Source organism: Ruegeria sp. BHSB172 (assembly GCF_059613165.1).
Genome location: NZ_JBXWRZ010000013.1, coordinates 1 through 14874, shown reverse-complemented (window position 1 = coordinate 14874; position 14874 = coordinate 1). Strand labels below are relative to the sequence as shown.

The window sequence follows — 14874 nt, the reverse complement described above, 5'->3', positions numbered from 1 at the left end:
CAGGCGGTTGGAACAACAACAAAAAAGCCGGGTCAGGGCCCGGCTCTTCGTGTCATTCCCATTCGATCGTGCCAGGAGGCTTGGATGTGATGTCATAGGTGCAGCGGTTGATGCCCTTGACCTCGTTGATGATCCGGGTGGCGGTTTCGCTCAGGAATTCGTGGCTGAACGGGTAGTAATCGGCCGTCATTCCATCGACAGATGTCACCGCCCGCAAGGCGCAGGCATAGTCATAGGTGCGCCCGTCGCCCATCACGCCGACCGTGCGCACCGGAAGGATCGCGACGAAGGCCTGCCAGATCTCGTCATACAGGCCATGTTTGCGGATCTGGTCGATATAGATCGCGTCGGCCTCGCGCAGGATTTGCAGCTTTTCGCGGGTGATCTCGCCCGGGCAACGGATGGCCAGGCCCGGTCCGGGGAAGGGGTGGCGGCCGATGAAGCTAGGCGGCAGGCCCAGTTCACGGCCCAGCGCGCGCACCTCGTCCTTGAACAGCTCGCGCAGCGGCTCGACCAGCTTCAGGCCCATCTTTTCGGGCAGGCCGCCGACGTTGTGATGCGATTTGATCGTGACTGACGGGCCACCGGAAAACGACACCGATTCAATGACATCTGGGTAGAGCGTGCCCTGGGCCAGAAACTCGGCGCCTTCGATTGTGTCGGCATGCTTCTGAAACACGTCGATGAACAGCTTCCCGATGATCTTGCGCTTCGTCTCGGGGTCCGAGACGCCCTCGAGCTCGCCCAGGAACAGCTCGCTTTCATCCGCGTGGATCAGTTGGATGTTGTAGTTGTCGCGGAACATCGAGACGACTTCCTGCGCCTCGTTCTTGCGCAGCAGACCGTGATCGACGAAAACGCAGGTCAGCTGGTCGCCGATCGCTTCGTGGATCAGAATCGCCGCGACCGAGCTGTCGACACCGCCCGACAGACCGCAGATCACTTTCTTGTCGCCGACCTGTTCGCGGATCTTGCGGATCATCTCGTCGCGATAGGCGCCCATGGTCCAGTCGCCCTTGAACCCGGCCAGTTTCACGAAATTCTCGTATAGTTTTGCGCCCTTGGGGGTGTGGTGCACCTCGGGGTGGAACTGAACGGCATAGAAATGGCGGTTGGTATCGGCGGTGATCGCAAAGGGCGCGTTGGGCGAGGTGCCGAACACCTCGAACCCCGGTGCGATTTGGCTGACATGGTCGCCGTGGCTCATCCAGACCTGTTCTTTGCCATCGGTGAACCAGCCCTCGAGCAGGTCGAGCTTGCCGCGCGGCGTCACGAAGGCCCGCCCGAACTCGGCGGTGCCGTGGCCGCTTTCGACCTTGCCGCCCAGCTGGTGCATCATGACCTGCTGGCCATAGCAGATGCCAAGGATCGGAACGCCATAGTCGAAGATCTCTTGCGGAACACGCGGCGAACCTTCGCGGGTTACGCTGTCCGGTCCGCCCGAAAAGATGATGGCGCGCGGGGCCATGTCCCGCACGAAATCCATCGTGACGTTCTGGTAGGGGTGGATTTCGCAATAGACGTTCAACTCGCGCAGGCGGCGCGCGATCAGCTGCGTCACCTGGCTGCCGAAGTCGATGATCAGAAGGCGGTCATGGGATGTCTCGGTCATACCCGGCCTTTAGGTCGGAAGCCTTGCATGTGCAAGCGCCTTGACGTCATTTGGCGGGAAAGAGTGACGCGGAGCGCACCGAATGACCGAAATCACGCTTAGACCTGCTGTTGTGGGGGACACGGACTCCATTCGCGCATGTATCCGGGCCGCCTATGCGGACCCGGCGGCGCGGATTCCCGATCTGCCAGATGTCGCGGCCGGACTCGAGGACGACATTGCGCGGCATTCGGTCATCTTAGCGGTGGTGCAGGGCGAGATTTTGGGTGTGATCGTCTTCGGGCCCGTGGGGCAGGCGATGATGGTGTTCAACCTGGCGGTTTCGCCGGTTGTACAGGGGCAGGGGGTGGCCCGCAAGCTGCTGGCCCAGGCGGAAGCCCAGGCCATCAGGTCAGGGTGCGACCGGTTGAAGCTGACGACCCACCGCATGATGAAGAATACCTGCGCGATGTACCGGCATCTGGGCTGGAACGAGGTCGCCGCGCAGGGCAACAAGGTCTACTTTGAGAAACCCCTGTGATCCCCGAATGCGCCAGATTTGAGGGGTTGACCTGACGCACTATGTCGCTTTTTCCCCCAATGCGCCGGAAATCACATCTGATGGCGCGCTAGATTCCAGTAACACACATACCAACCTAAACAGTCACACGGGGTCATCTGATGGCAGAGGCAAACACCCGACGCAGAGCGCGCGGTGGCGGCGGCGCCGCCCGCCGGGCCGAACGCACGGCGGTTCGGATCGAAACGGCGAAATACATCGAGCGCAACATTCCGAACTTTGAGGTTCTGAACGACGAGGCGCTGGAGATCATCGAAACCAACGCGGAGACCGTGCTGGAAGAAGTCGGCGTCAATTTCGTCGACAACCCGGCGGCACTGGAACGCTGGCGCGACGCCGGGGCCGATGTGGACGGGGAACGGGTACGCATCCCGCGGGGCCTTGCGCGCGAGTTGATCAAGACCGCGCCCAGCCAGTTCACGCAGCACGCCCGCAACCCCGAGAAATCGGTGGTGATCGGCGGGCGCAACCTGGTGTTGGCTCCGGTCTATGGACCGCCCTTCGTGCGCGATGCCAAAGGCGGGCGCCGCTATGCCACGATGGACGATTTCAACAAGTTCGTGAAACTGGCCTACATGTCCAAGTGGCTGCACCACTCGGGTGGCACCGTCTGCGAACCCACCGACATTCCGGTGAACAAGCGGCATCTCGACATGCTGATGGCGCATATGACGCTGTCCGACAAACCCTTCATGGGTTCGGTGACCGATCCCAGCCGGGCGCAGGATTCGGTCGAGATGTGCGAGATTCTGTTCGGCAAAGAGTTCGTGCAGGAAAACACCGTGATGACCTCGCTCACCAACATCAACTCGCCGATGACGTTCGACGACGTGATGATGGGGTCGCTGGAAGTCTATGCGCGCAACAACCAGGCCTGCATCATCTCGCCCTTCATCGTGGGCGGCGCGATGGCGCCGGTCTCGGTCGCGGGGACGCTGACCCAGGTGCTGGCCGAGGTTCTGGCCGGTGTGGCCTACAGCCAGATCATCCGTCCCGGCGCGCCTGCCATCTTTGGCGCTTTCGTGTCGTCGATCGACATGAACTCGGGCGCGCCGACCTTCGGCACTCCCGAAGCGTCGCTCATCACTTATGGTGCGGGCCAACTGGCGCGTCGTTTGAACCTTCCTTACCGCTCGGCCGGGTCGTTCTGCGGCTCGAAACTGCCGGACGCGCAGGCCGCATACGAAACCGCGAACTCGCTGAATACGGGCTTGCTGTCGGGCGTCAACTTTATGTTGCATGCCTGCGGCTGGCTGGAGGGCGGCCTGGTGGCGGATTTCGAGAAATTCGTGATGGATGCCGACCAGCTTGGCGTTCTGCACGCAATGGCCAAGGGCGTTGCATATGATGAGAACGCGCAGGCCATGGACGCAATCCGCGAGGTGGGGCCGGGCGGTCACTACTTGGGCTGTGCCCATACCCAGGCCAACTTCAAGGACGCGTTCTGGAAGACTGAGCTTCTGGACTACAAGCCCTTTGAAACCTGGGAAGAAGAGGGCGCGCGCGACACGCGCACTCTGGCCTCGGTCCGGGTCGAACATCTGCTGGCCCATTACCAGCAACCGCATCTCGACCCCGAGAAACTGGCCGCGCTGACCGCCTATGTCGAAGAAAAGAAAGCGTCGATGCCCGACGCCTTCTCCTGATTAGTGACAGGCCGGGGCGCGGCTGACCTGATATAGCTGCGCCTCGCCCGCCAGTGCGATCAAAATGTCCAGGTGACGGACCAGAGAATAGGCCGGATCGTTGATGCGCCGCCGGTCTTCCATCTCGCGCTCCAACTCCAACAGCCGTATCAGCGCCGCCCCCGAACCGGGCAGGGCGCCAAAACCCAGCACACGCTGCAAATGCCTGTTGCGGTCGTAGTCCCGTGCCCCCAGTTTGGCCGCCCGAGCCAACAGGCGGGGACGGCGAAGGGATGTGATCATCGTGGTCAGGTCCTGCATCGGGCAATCCTTTGTTCTATGTTGGATGCCTCACCGTTGCACAACCTGAGCGGGTGTTGCCTTCTCCAGGCTCTCTCCGAACGATGGTTTCACCACTGTTTATGATTTTGAATCAATTCTGGTTGGCGCCGTTGGTGGTTAACGAACGAGTAACGAAACCAACCCTAGTTAGATTTGGTTAACACTTTATCCAACGGCGGATACTGGCAGTTTGGTTTGTCGACGAGGGCGTACAACAATGGACAACATCATGGCTTCCACCGTTCCAACCTGGGTCCCCGAGGGCGCGCAGCGCTATCTGGCCCATACCGAAGCGGGGCGGTCGATCCGGGATCTTGCACGATCGGCCGGATGCCACGCGTCAACCATACTCAGGCAGATCCGACGCATCGAAATGCGGCGCGACGATCCGCTGGTCGATGCAGCATTGCAATCGCTTGCGCAAACCCATTTCGCCGACCAGAGCCGGCGGCAAGAGGCAGACGAAGAACCCACGCCGTGCGAATTGACGGCCGAAGACGAGGAGTTCAACCGCGAGGCCCTTCGCGTGCTGCGCCGCCTGTGTGAAACCGGCGCTGTTCTGGCCGTTGCCGAGGACATGGACAAAGCCGTCGTGGTGCGCGACAGCGGAGCGGCCGGCGCGACCCGGACCGCCGTTGTCGATTGCAAGATCGCGCAGGCCTTGGCTTTGAAAGACTGGATCTCGTGCGACAATCCCGGACGGATCAGCCGCTATCGGATCACCCCGACAGGGCGAACGGCGCTGGGTCAGTTGATCGCGGATGCGGAAAACCGAGCCAGGGCAAGGGCGGAATTCGGCATGGCCGAGGCTCCGGCAGCGTTTCAGCATCGCAACGCGGCACGGCCGAGCCACGCCCCGCGCGCGCGTCGGATCCGCTACACTGCCGCCGAAAGCCCTCTGGTCGCCCTCGCGCGTCGGCGGGACCGGGATGGAAAGCCGTTTCTGGATGAAAGTCTGGTGCGCGCCGGCGAACGGCTGCGGGAAGATTTTGAGTTGGCTCAGTTGGGGCCACAGGTCACGCAGAACTGGGACAGGTTCCTGACCGGCGGCGGGCGCGTCGGGTTCGAGGGCGATGCGCCGGTTGCGCGGGGGTCCTCCGAGGCACGCGACCGCGTGGCCCGCGCGTTGTCGGATCTGGGGCCGGGGCTAAGCGATGTGGCCTTGCGCTGCTGCTGCTATCTGGAAGGGTTGGAACTGGCCGAGAAACGCATGGGCTGGTCGGCGCGCTCGGGCAAGATCGTGCTGCGGATCGCGCTCCAGCGGCTTAAGCGGCATTACGAAATGCAGGCGGAGAGCGACCGGCGGATCGGGTGATCTGCCGCGAACTTCATTGGTTTTGCTTGCGATAGCCGTCGTAGGTGATAGTCAGGGATTATGAATTTCACCCTCAGACAGCTGCAATACTTCCGCGCTGTGGCCGAGCAGCGCAACTTTGGCCGGGCTGCTCAGGTGTGTCACGTTTCTCAACCGGCACTATCGGTGCAGATCCGGGCGTTGGAAGACATCATGGGCGGGCCGCTATTTGAAAGGCGCGCCCGTGATGTTCTGCTGACGCCGTTGGGGCGCGATGCGCTTGAGCACGCACGGCGCATTTTGGGCGCGGCCGAACGGTTGGATCGGTTTGCGCGTGACAACTCCACCGGGCATCGCAGTCTGTCGGTCGGTTTGATCCCGACCGTCGCACCGTATCTGTTGCCGGATGTCCTGGCTGGTCTGCGGTCAGCGGATGTGTCCCTGCGCGTGCAGGTGCGAGAGGCGCGCACCGAGCGGCTGCTGTCGATGCTGAAAGCGGGAGAGATCGACGCCGCCGTGCTGGCCCTGCCGGTGGGTTCGCGCGGCATGGACGAGGTGCCTCTGTTCGAGGATCGCTTTCTGCTTGCTGGCAGCGAGACACGCCTGAACAGCCTGACCGTCAGCCCCGACGCTCTGCGCCCGATCGACCTGAATGCAGCCCAGCTGATGCTGCTGGAAGACGGGCACTGCCTTACGGATCAGGCGCTTGAGGTGTGCGGTCAGGACCGGACCAGCGCCCATATCAACATGGGCGCATCGTCATTGGCCACGCTGTCGCGGTTGGTGGCCGAGGGGTTTGGCCTGACCCTGATCCCTGAGTTAGCGGCGCGTTCCGAGACCAAAGCCGTTCCGGGGCTGAAACTGCTGCGGTTCGGCGCCCCGGAGCCCGCTCGGCAGATCGGCCTTGTGCGGCGCGACTCGTCGGATGGGGCGGTGTGGTTCGATCAACTGGCCCAGGTGATCCGGCAGGTAGGCGAAAGCATCGTGTCAGAAACCCGGAACTAAAAAGGGCCCGCACTTGGCGAGCCCTTTGCATGGAGGCTGGTTGACGCCTCAGGCCATTTCGGGCTGCTGGGCTTTTTCCAGGTGCTTCATCAGGTTTTCGGGCGACGAAACGCCATAGGGGTCCTCGGGGCAGTTGTCCATCAGGCCGGGCTCTTCGAACCACGCCTCGACCACGCCATCTTTGATGATGGCGGCATAGCGCCACGACCGCATGCCAAAGCCCAGATTGGCCTTGTCGACCAGCATACCTATCTTGCGAGTGAACTCGCCCGACCCGTCGGGGATGACCTTGACGTTCTTCAGCCCCTGATCCTGTGCCCATTTGTTCATGACAAAGCTGTCATTGACTGACATGCAGTAGATCTCGTCGATGCCCTTGGCCTTGAACGCCTCGTAGTTGTTCTCGAACCCCGGCAGTTGGTAGGTCGAGCAGGTGGGGGTGAACGCACCGGGCAGCGAGAACAGGATGACCCGCTTGCCTGCGAAGTAATCGGCCGTGGTCTTGTCTTCCCAGCGGAACGGGTTGGGCCCTTCGATCGAGTCGTCGCGCACGCGGGTGTGGAACGTCACGTCGGGTAGCTTGGCACCGGTTTTCATGGGCATCTCCTGTGATTCACATTAATTCGGCCCGTGGGTTAAAACGATTCCAAACCGGCTTCAACACGGGATGTGCTGCGTTTGCGAAAATCCTCTTGTATGCTGAAAACATGTCGAAATCAGCGTCGATCTCCTAGAAAATCGCGCTTGTATTCTGCATCTGCAAAACGCTGACGCATGGCAGCTATGCATGGCTGGCGTAATACATCCGACCGGTTTATGTTATGCACCAACCAAATTGACCCAAAGTCAGGAAACCGGCCCCGTGCGCGATCTGAAAATCCCTGAACAACGTCACCCGGAAAAGGCGCATAAGCCCGACAATGCGCAGCCGAAAAAGCCCAGCTGGATTCGGGTGAAAGCGCCCGGCGGCAAGGGCTATGCCGACACGCGCCGGATCATGCGCGACAACAACCTGGTCACCGTCTGCGAAGAGGCCGGATGCCCGAACGTGGGCGAATGCTGGAGCCAGGGCCATGCGACCATGATGATCATGGGCGAGATCTGCACCCGTGGCTGCACCTTCTGCAACATCGCCACCGGTCGCCCCGATGCGTTGGACGCGTTCGAACCGGGCCGGGTGGCACATGCGGTGGAAAAGCTGGGCCTGAACCATGTCGTCATCACCTCGGTTGACCGCGACGATCTGGCCGATGGTGGGGCCGAGCATTTCGCTCAGACCATCCGCGCGGTACGTCACCGCTCCCCCAACACCACGATCGAAATCCTGACACCGGATTTCCTGAAATGCGATCCGTCGGTTCTGGAAACCGTGGTCGCGGCCAAGCCGGACGTGTTCAACCACAATCTTGAAACCGTGCCGGGCCTGTACCCCGAGGTGCGCCCGGGCGCGCGCTATTTCCACTCACTGCGGCTGCTGCAGAGAGTCAAGGAATTGGACCCGTCGATCTTCACCAAGTCGGGGATCATGGTTGGTCTGGGCGAGAACGAACAGCAGGTGCGCCAGGTCATGGACGACATGCGCGCCGCCGACATAGATTTCCTGACCATCGGCCAGTATCTGCAGCCCACGCCCAAACACCACCGCGTGGACCGCTTTGTCACGCCCGAAGAATTCGCGGCCTATGAAAAAGCCGCCTATGGCAAAGGGTTCCTGATGGTTTCGGCCACGCCGCTGACCCGCTCGTCTTACCATGCGGGCGATGATTTCGCGCGCCTGCGAGCAGCGCGACAGAAAAAGCTGGGGCAGGCGTGACGCCGCAAGCGCTGGCGCAACTGACTGCGCTGCGCCATGCGTTGCACCAACGGCCCGAGGTCTCGGGTGAAGAGTCTGAAACGGCCGCCTTCATCGCCGAGCAATTGCGTGGTGTGGGCGGCCGGGTTCTGACCGGAATCGGTGGGCACGGGGTCGCGGCCGTGTTCGACTCGGGCCAGCCGGGGCCGGCCGTGGGCATCCGCTGCGAACTGGACGCGCTGCCGATTTTGGAGGTGCCGGGAAAACCCTATTGCTCGCAGATTCCGGGCAAAAGTCATCTGTGCGGCCATGACGGCCACATGGCCATGGTGCTGGGCGTAGCGCTGGACTTGGCGCAAACGCCGGTGTCGCGCGGTCGGGTCGTGCTGATCTTCCAGCCTGCCGAAGAGACCGGTCAGGGCGCACGCGATTTTCGGAACGACCCGCAATACGCTGGAATACAGCCCGATTTCCTGTTTTCCCTGCATAACCTGCCGGGGCTGGACCTGGGCGCGGTCGAACTGTGCTCTGGCCCGGCCAATTGCGCCTCACGCGGGATGCGGGTGCGGCTGACGGGCAAGACCTCGCACGCCGCGGCCCCGCAGGACGGCCTGTCGCCGGCCTCGGCCATGGTCGAGTTGATGCCGGCCTTGGCTGCCTTGGGGCCGGGCGGAGAGCTGACCGAGGATTACACGCTGACCACCGTCACCCACGCCCAACTAGGGGCCCCGACATTCGGCGTGGCGCCCGGCGAGGCCGAGATATGGGTGACGCTGCGCACCGTCTCGGACGCGCGCATGGCGCAACTGGTCGATCAGGCCGAGGCGCTGGTCTGCGAGGCCGCGGCCGACGAGGGGCTGGGTGTCGAGATCACCTATGACGACGTGTTCGAGGCCTGCGTCAACCACCCGGAGGCCGTGCAGATCCTGGCTCAAGCCTGCGCACAGGCCGGGGTGCAACCGCGCCTGACCACCGCGCCGCAACGGTTCTCGGAGGATTTCGGGCAATTCGCCAAGGGGTCGAAAACCGGCATGTTCTGGCTGGGGGCCGGGGTTGACCATCCGCAACTGCACAACCCCGACTATGACTTCCCTGACGCGCTGATACCTGTCGGCGCGGGCATCTTTCTGGCGGCAATCCGTCAGGTGCTGGACGCGCCGGTCACGGGCTGAGCTTGCGCGGCTGGCTGGTTGCCCATTCGGGCCACCAGCCCATGTATTCGATAACCGCAATTAGCAGACACAACACGATTAGACCCAGTACCAGCTTGACCCGCTGGTCCGAGGGCGGATTGCGCGCCCAGCGGGACATTCGCAGAAGGTGGCGCAGGATCATGGGGCCTCGAATCCGCGGCGGGATCAGTCTTGGGTAAAGCGGACCTTGCCGATGAAGGGCAGGTTGCGGTTGCGTTGCGCATAGTCGATGCCATAGCCCACGACGAATTCGTCCGGGATCTCAAAGCCGATCCAATTGGCGCGGAAATCAACCTCGCGGCGGCTGGGTTTGTCCAGCAGGGCAATCGACTTGAGCCGTTTTGGCTGGCGGCTGCGCAACAGGTTGGTGACGTGGTTCAGCGTGTGCCCCGTGTCGACGATATCTTCGACCACCAGCACGTCGCGTCCTTCAATTGCGCCGCGCAAGTCTTTGAGAATGCGCACTTCCCGGCTGCTTTCCATTGAATCGCCATAGGAGGACGCCTCAAGAAAATCGACCTCGATCGGCAGGTCCAGTTCGCGTACCAGGTCGGCGATGAACACGAAGCTGCCGCGTAGCAGGCCTACGACCACCAGCTTGTCGGTATCGCCGAATTCGCGAGTGATTTCGCGGCACAATTCCTCGATCCGTGCCGCGATGGCCTTGGCCGAGATCATCTCATCTATCACATATGCGCGCTGGCTCATGGCTGCCCCCTTGATCTTTGGCGCGCAACATACGACATGACGCGCCATTGTCACGTTTCAAATGCCCAGGTTGCCATGCCCACTCATTCGGAAACTCGCCACCTCCCATACAGCGCGCAGCAGGTGTATGATCTGGTCGCGGATGTGGCGAAATACCCCGAGTTTCTGCCTTGGTGTGCAGCCGCGCGGATCCGGAGGACCTATGCGGCGGGCGAGGCGCAGGTGATGGAGGCCGATCTGGTGATCTCGTTCAAGGTGTTCCGCGAACGGTTCGGCAGCCGGGTGACGCTATACCCCGACCAAAGGAAAATCGACACCGAATACCTGGACGGCCCGTTCAAATACATGAAATCCGACTGGCATTTCGAGGACGCTCCCGAGGGCGGCTGCAACGTGTCCTTCCACGTGGATTTCGAGTTCAAGAACGCCGTGTTGCAAGGCATCATCGGCGTGGTCTTCAACGAGGCAATGCACCGGATCGTGCGTGCCTTCGAACAACGCGCGGCCAGCCTCTACGGCTGAGGGTTTACCCGGCGCGGGCGTACGTTAGACTGCGCCGCATGACTGATTTCACAAGCGCTCTTTCCGAATTCGCCGCGGGTCCCGTGTCCACGACTGCGCAGGCTCGGATCGTCACGTCTTTGTCCGCGCTCGATTGGTTGGCGGTCGGGCGCGCAGGCGTCAACGAACCGGTCTCGCGCATCCTGCGAGGGATGGTGCTGGACGAAGGCGGGTCCGGACAGGCCACCCTGTTCGGCGGCGGGGCCGCGCCGGTGCGCGCGGCGCCTTTGGTCAACGGCACGGTGTCGCACGCGCTGGACTATGACGACACGCATTTCGCCCATATCGGCCACCCGTCGGTGGCGGTGATTCCCGCCGCGCTGGCCGTGGCCGAATGGCAGGACCAGCCCATCGTCGATTTGCTCGAGGCGGCATTGGTGGGGATGGAACTGTCCATCCGTGTCGGCCTTTGGCTGGGGCGCGGGCATTATCAGGTCGGGTTTCACCAGACCGCGACGGCGGGGGCGTTCGGAGCGGCCGTGGCAGCTGCCCGCCTGCTGGGATGCGATCCGGCGGCCATGCGCCGGATTCTGGGGCTGACCGCGACCCGGGCGGCGGGCCTCAAGGCGCAGTTTGGCACCATGGGCAAGCCTTACAATGCGGGGCAGGCGGCTTCGGTCGGGGTCGAGGCCGCGCTGCTGGTGCAGCGGGGGTTCGTTCCCAATCCCGACGCCCTGACCGGTCCGTTCGGGTTTGGCGCGACGCATCACGGTGCCGATGATAAAGCCTCAGCTCTGTCGGGACTTGGGGATGAGTGGCTGATCGAAAGTGTCAGCCACAAGTTCCACGCCTGCTGCCACGGGCTGCACGCCGCGCTCGAGGCGGCGCGCGATCTGGACATCGCCGAACCCGAGGTGGCCGAGATCAAGATTCGCACCCATCCCCGATGGATGAGCGTCTGCAATCAGACCGTGCCGACAACCGGGCTGGGCGCCAAGTTTTCCTATCGGACGGTGATCGCAATGCAGGCATTGGGATACGATACCGGCCTGCCTGAAAGCTACACGGACAAGGTCTGCGCCGATCCGCGCCTGCAATCGCTGCGCGACCGGATCACGGTCGAAGCGGACGAAACGCTGTCCGAGACTGAGGCCCGCTTGGCGCTGTTGCGGCGGGACGGGGTACGGCGCGAGGCGACCCACGATCTGGCTGCGCCGATGGCCTTGTCCGACCACGAGGATCGCGTGCGCGGCAAGGCCGCCAAACTGATCGGCGCGGACGAAGCGGATGCGATCTGGTCGATGCTGCGCACCGGCGGGCGCGCAGCGGATCTGGCAAAACGATTGGTTGACTAGACCACGCGCCAGTGCAGCGGGAAGCCGGGGTCGAACACGGTGACCGGGCCATCGCGCGTTTCGATCTTGTCGGGGTAGGTGACCGGTTCGCCCTTCTGCAGGGTGATGGTCTGATCGTTGACGGGCAGCCGGTAGAACCTGGACCCGTTGACCGAGGTAAACCCTTCCAGCTTGTCCAGAGCACCCGCGCGGTCAAAGACCTCGGCCACCAGCGACATGGTGTTCGTGGCGGTGAAACATCCCGCGCAGCCGCAGGACGTCTCTTTGTTGGCGTCCGTATGCGGGGCACTGTCAGTCCCCAGAAAGAACCGTTCGTCGCCCGAGGTCGCGGCATCGACCAGAGCCTTTCGGTGCTCTTCGCGTTTGGCGACGGGCAGGCAGTAGTAGTGCGGCTTGATCCCGCCCACAAGGATGTGGTTGCGGTTGATGATCAGGTGATGCGCAGTGATCGTGGCGCCCAGGTCGGTTTCGTTTGCGCGCACATACCCCACTCCGTCGCGGGTGGTGATATGCTCCATCACCACGCGCAGGCCCGGCGTGGCCTTGCGGATCGGGTCCAGAACGCGGTCGATGAACACCGCCTCGCGGTCGAAGATGTCAACCTCGGCATCGGTGACCTCGCCATGCACGCAGAGCGGCAGGCCGATCTCGGCCATCCGTTCCAGCACGGGGCGCACCATGTCGAAATTCCGCACGCCCGAGGCCGAGTTGGTCGTGGCCCCTGCCGGGTACAGCTTGACCGCCTTGACCAGACCGCTGGCATGGGCCGCAGCCATGTCGTCGGGGTCGGTATCCTCGGTTAGGTACAGGGTCATCAACGGCTCAAAGCTCATGCCTTCGGGCAGGGCGGCCAGGATACGGTCGCGATAGGACGCGGCCTGAGCGCCGGTCACCACCGGGGGCACAAGATTGGGCATGATGATGGCCCGCGCGAAATGGCGGGCGGTTTCGGGCAAGACGGCCTGCAGCATGGCGCCATCGCGCAGATGCAGGTGCCAGTCATCGGGGCGGCGGAGCGTCAGAGTATCGGTCATGGCGCCGGGCTAGCACAGGTAGGCCGCACGGGAAAGTGACAACAAACCTTGCCAGACGACCAGATTGCCGCAAGTCCCGGAAAGATCACGGTCTTGACGCGCAGCGGCAGCCATGACCTGTTGTGCCAAGGGAGATAGAGACACATGAGCCAGCCAGATACCATCGACGCCGTTCAGAAGATGCTGGGCGAACAGGGCTATGTCTGTGGCCGCGCCCTGGCCACCGTGGTGTTCCTGTCGCTGAAACTGGGCCGGCCGCTGTTTCTTGAGGGCGAGGCTGGTGTCGGCAAGACCGAAATCGCCAAGGCCCTCGCCTCTGGACTTGGCCGCCGCCTGATCCGGCTGCAATGCTATGAAGGGCTGGATGCGTCATCGGCCGTCTATGAATGGAACTTTCCCGCGCAGATGGTGGCCATCCGCACCGCCGAGGCGGTCGGAGGGTCCGACCGGAAGGGTTTGCAGGAGGAACTGTTCAGCGGCGACTATCTGATCCGCCGACCGCTGCTCGAGGCGATGGAGCCCGATCCGGCTGGCCCGCCGGTGCTGCTGATCGACGAGCTGGATCGCACGGACGAACCGTTCGAGGCATTCCTGCTGGAGGCGCTGAGCGATTTTCAGGTGACCATCCCAGAGATCGGCACGATCAAGGCGCCCGAACCGCCCATCGTCATCGTCACCTCGAACCGCACGCGCGAGGTGCATGATGCGCTCAAGCGCCGCTGCCTTTATCACTGGGTCGATTACCCCGATTTCGACCGCGAATTGGAGATCCTGCACGCCCGCGCGCCCGAGGCCGCCGAGGCGCTGAGCCGCGAAGTGGTGGCATTTGTGCAGCAGCTGCGCACCGAGGACCTGTTCAAGAAACCCGGTGTGGCCGAGACCATCGACTGGGCGAAATGCCTGCTGGCGCTGGACGTGATCAACCTCAGCCCCGAGGTGATCGGCGACACGCTGGGCGCGATCCTGAAATACCAGGACGACATCCAGAAACTGCAGGGCTCCGAGGCCAAGCGGATTCTGGATCAGGCCAAATCCACGCTCGAACCGGTCTGATGTCGTCGTTGCGCCAAAACACTCCGGGGGCCTAGCGATGGCCGAACAGCTTCCGCCGGATATTCCGGCTGATCCGAAACTGGCGCAGAACATCACCCATTTCGCGCGCGCTTTGCGCAAGGCCGGGCTGCCGATCGGCCCCGGCCGCGTCGTTGACGCCATCCGCGCGGTGCAGGCGGCGGGCTTCACCCGCAAGCAGGATTTCTACTGGACCCTGCACGCCTGTTTCGTGAACCGACCCGAGCATCGCACCGTGTTTGCCCAGATCTTCCGCCTGTACTGGCGCGATCCAAGGTATCTGGAGCATATGATGTCGATGATGCTGCCGGCCATTCGCGGAGTTCAGGAGGAACGCATGGCCGAGGCCGGCGAAAAACGCGCGGCCGAGGCCTTGCTGGACGGTGTCGAGCGGGACGAACCGAAAGGCGCGGAGCAAGAGGGCGAAAGCGAAATCGAGATTGATGCCACGCAGACCGCCTCGTCCGAGGAACGGCTGCGGTCGCTGGATTTCGAACAGATGAGCACCGCGGAAACCGCGCAGGCCAAGCGCATTCTGGCACGGTTGCAATTGCCTGTGGACCCGATCGCCTCGCGCCGTGGTCAAGCCAGCCATCTGGGTCGGCGGATCGACCGGGCGCGCACCTTGCGCGCGGCCATGCGCCAGGGCGGCGAACTGCGAGAGATCGCGCTGGTCCAACCGAAACCGCGCTGGCCCAACCTGATCGCGCTGTGTGACATCTCGGGGTCGATGAGCCAGTACAGCCGGATCATCCTGCACTTCCTGCACACGGTCTCGAACGC

The 14874-nt window shown here is 63.0% G+C and carries 16 protein-coding genes; 10 read left to right on the top strand and 6 right to left on the bottom strand.

Annotated features, from left to right (window positions below):
• Window positions 1-52: 52 nt before the first annotated feature.
• Entirely contained in the window at window positions 53-1612 is a 1560-nt protein-coding gene (gene guaA, locus AC2FM3_RS09000) for a glutamine-hydrolyzing GMP synthase (RefSeq protein WP_496680807.1), read from the bottom strand.
• Window positions 1613-1694: 82 nt separating this feature from the next.
• On the opposite strand from guaA, the gene AC2FM3_RS08995 reads away from it, so the two are divergent.
• Together AC2FM3_RS08995 and AC2FM3_RS08990 are read left to right on the top strand one after the other, a co-directional pair.
• On the top strand, window positions 1695-2132 hold the full coding sequence (locus tag AC2FM3_RS08995; protein WP_496680806.1) for a GNAT family N-acetyltransferase: 438 nt from the start codon (window positions 1695-1697) through the stop codon (window positions 2130-2132).
• Window positions 2133-2272: 140 nt separating this feature from the next.
• On the top strand, window positions 2273-3817 hold the full coding sequence (locus AC2FM3_RS08990; protein ID WP_496680803.1) for a trimethylamine methyltransferase family protein: 1545 nt from the start codon (window positions 2273-2275) through the stop codon (window positions 3815-3817).
• On the opposite strand, the gene AC2FM3_RS08985 is transcribed toward AC2FM3_RS08990, so the two are convergent.
• Complete coding sequence (locus AC2FM3_RS08985) at window positions 3818-4117, bottom strand: DUF6477 family protein (protein ID WP_496680801.1); 300 nt, start codon at window positions 4115-4117, stop codon at window positions 3818-3820. It lies immediately after the preceding gene.
• A 238-nt stretch (window positions 4118-4355) separates the two neighbouring features.
• Here AC2FM3_RS08985 and AC2FM3_RS08980 point away from each other — a divergent pair, with 238 nt between their 5' ends.
• Both AC2FM3_RS08980 and AC2FM3_RS08975 read left to right on the top strand, forming a co-directional pair.
• The gene (locus AC2FM3_RS08980) at window positions 4356-5453 is read left to right on the top strand and encodes a DUF6456 domain-containing protein (protein WP_496680799.1); all 1098 of its coding nucleotides are present in this window, start codon (window positions 4356-4358) and stop codon (window positions 5451-5453) included.
• A 60-nt stretch (window positions 5454-5513) separates the two neighbouring features.
• Window positions 5514-6437, top strand: coding sequence for a LysR substrate-binding domain-containing protein (locus AC2FM3_RS08975; RefSeq protein WP_496680798.1), 924 nt, complete (start codon window positions 5514-5516; stop codon window positions 6435-6437).
• A gap of 48 nt (window positions 6438-6485) precedes the next feature.
• Here the strand turns inward: AC2FM3_RS08975 and AC2FM3_RS08970 are convergent, their stop codons facing one another.
• Window positions 6486-7034, bottom strand: a complete 549-nt coding sequence (locus AC2FM3_RS08970; RefSeq protein WP_496680795.1) for a peroxiredoxin — start codon at window positions 7032-7034, stop codon at window positions 6486-6488.
• 265 nt (window positions 7035-7299) lie between these two features.
• On the opposite strand from AC2FM3_RS08970, the gene lipA reads away from it, so the two are divergent.
• On the top strand, window positions 7300-8250 hold the full coding sequence (gene lipA, locus AC2FM3_RS08965; RefSeq protein ID WP_496680792.1) for a lipoyl synthase: 951 nt from the start codon (window positions 7300-7302) through the stop codon (window positions 8248-8250).
• Window positions 8247-9401 carry an amidohydrolase gene (locus AC2FM3_RS08960; RefSeq protein WP_496680790.1) on the top strand — a complete coding sequence of 385 codons (1155 nt, stop codon included), beginning with the start codon at window positions 8247-8249 and terminating at the stop codon, window positions 9399-9401. Before lipA ends, AC2FM3_RS08960 begins: the two co-directional genes overlap by 4 nt.
• On the opposite strand, the gene AC2FM3_RS08955 is transcribed toward AC2FM3_RS08960, so the two are convergent.
• Together AC2FM3_RS08955 and hpt are read right to left on the bottom strand one after the other, a co-directional pair.
• Window positions 9391-9540, bottom strand: a complete 150-nt coding sequence (locus AC2FM3_RS08955) for a hypothetical protein (protein WP_496680788.1) — start codon at window positions 9538-9540, stop codon at window positions 9391-9393. The two genes, AC2FM3_RS08960 and AC2FM3_RS08955, sit on opposite strands and share 11 nt — an antisense overlap.
• 47 nt (window positions 9541-9587) lie before the next feature.
• Window positions 9588-10130: a hypoxanthine phosphoribosyltransferase gene (gene hpt, locus AC2FM3_RS08950; RefSeq protein WP_496680785.1), complete on the bottom strand. Its 543-nt coding sequence runs from the start codon at window positions 10128-10130 to the stop codon at window positions 9588-9590.
• Window positions 10131-10205: 75 nt separating this feature from the next.
• Here hpt and AC2FM3_RS08945 point away from each other — a divergent pair, with 75 nt between their 5' ends.
• Together AC2FM3_RS08945 and AC2FM3_RS08940 are read left to right on the top strand one after the other, a co-directional pair.
• Entirely contained in the window at window positions 10206-10652 is a 447-nt protein-coding gene (locus tag AC2FM3_RS08945; protein WP_496680783.1) for a type II toxin-antitoxin system RatA family toxin, read from the top strand.
• A 38-nt stretch (window positions 10653-10690) separates the two neighbouring features.
• Window positions 10691-11986, top strand: coding sequence for an MmgE/PrpD family protein (locus AC2FM3_RS08940; RefSeq protein ID WP_496680781.1), 1296 nt, complete (start codon window positions 10691-10693; stop codon window positions 11984-11986).
• Here AC2FM3_RS08940 and pyrC read toward each other — a convergent pair.
• Window positions 11983-13020 carry a dihydroorotase gene (pyrC, locus tag AC2FM3_RS08935; protein WP_496680779.1) on the bottom strand — a complete coding sequence of 346 codons (1038 nt, stop codon included), beginning with the start codon at window positions 13018-13020 and terminating at the stop codon, window positions 11983-11985. The genes AC2FM3_RS08940 and pyrC overlap by 4 nt on opposite strands.
• Window positions 13021-13164: 144 nt before the next feature.
• On the opposite strand from pyrC, the gene AC2FM3_RS08930 reads away from it, so the two are divergent.
• Together AC2FM3_RS08930 and AC2FM3_RS08925 are read left to right on the top strand one after the other, a co-directional pair.
• Window positions 13165-14073, top strand: coding sequence for an AAA family ATPase (locus AC2FM3_RS08930; protein ID WP_496680776.1), 909 nt, complete (start codon window positions 13165-13167; stop codon window positions 14071-14073).
• Window positions 14074-14110: 37 nt separating this feature from the next.
• Window positions 14111-14874 (top strand): vWA domain-containing protein (locus AC2FM3_RS08925; protein ID WP_496680775.1); only part of this gene is annotated, 764 nt, incomplete at its 3' end.

Bases quoted from the DNA above. Each gene is read 5' to 3' on its own strand.
- guaA (WP_496680807.1), bottom strand. From the start codon at position 1,612: ATGACCGAGACATCCCATGACCGCCTTCTGATCATCGACTTCGGCAGC.
- AC2FM3_RS08995 (WP_496680806.1), top strand. From the start codon at position 1,695: ATGACCGAAATCACGCTTAGACCTGCTGTTGTGGGGGACACGGACTCC.
- AC2FM3_RS08990 (WP_496680803.1), top strand. From the start codon at position 2,273: ATGGCAGAGGCAAACACCCGACGCAGAGCGCGCGGTGGCGGCGGCGCC.
- AC2FM3_RS08985 (WP_496680801.1), bottom strand. From the start codon at position 4,117: ATGCAGGACCTGACCACGATGATCACATCCCTTCGCCGTCCCCGCCTG.
- AC2FM3_RS08980 (WP_496680799.1), top strand. From the start codon at position 4,356: ATGGACAACATCATGGCTTCCACCGTTCCAACCTGGGTCCCCGAGGGC.
- AC2FM3_RS08975 (WP_496680798.1), top strand. From the start codon at position 5,514: ATGAATTTCACCCTCAGACAGCTGCAATACTTCCGCGCTGTGGCCGAG.
- AC2FM3_RS08970 (WP_496680795.1), bottom strand. From the start codon at position 7,034: ATGAAAACCGGTGCCAAGCTACCCGACGTGACGTTCCACACCCGCGTG.
- AC2FM3_RS08955 (WP_496680788.1), bottom strand. From the start codon at position 9,540: ATGTCCCGCTGGGCGCGCAATCCGCCCTCGGACCAGCGGGTCAAGCTG.
- hpt (WP_496680785.1), bottom strand. From the start codon at position 10,130: ATGAGCCAGCGCGCATATGTGATAGATGAGATGATCTCGGCCAAGGCC.
- AC2FM3_RS08945 (WP_496680783.1), top strand. From the start codon at position 10,206: ATGCCCACTCATTCGGAAACTCGCCACCTCCCATACAGCGCGCAGCAG.
- AC2FM3_RS08940 (WP_496680781.1), top strand. From the start codon at position 10,691: ATGACTGATTTCACAAGCGCTCTTTCCGAATTCGCCGCGGGTCCCGTG.
- pyrC (WP_496680779.1), bottom strand. From the start codon at position 13,020: ATGACCGATACTCTGACGCTCCGCCGCCCCGATGACTGGCACCTGCAT.
- AC2FM3_RS08930 (WP_496680776.1), top strand. From the start codon at position 13,165: ATGAGCCAGCCAGATACCATCGACGCCGTTCAGAAGATGCTGGGCGAA.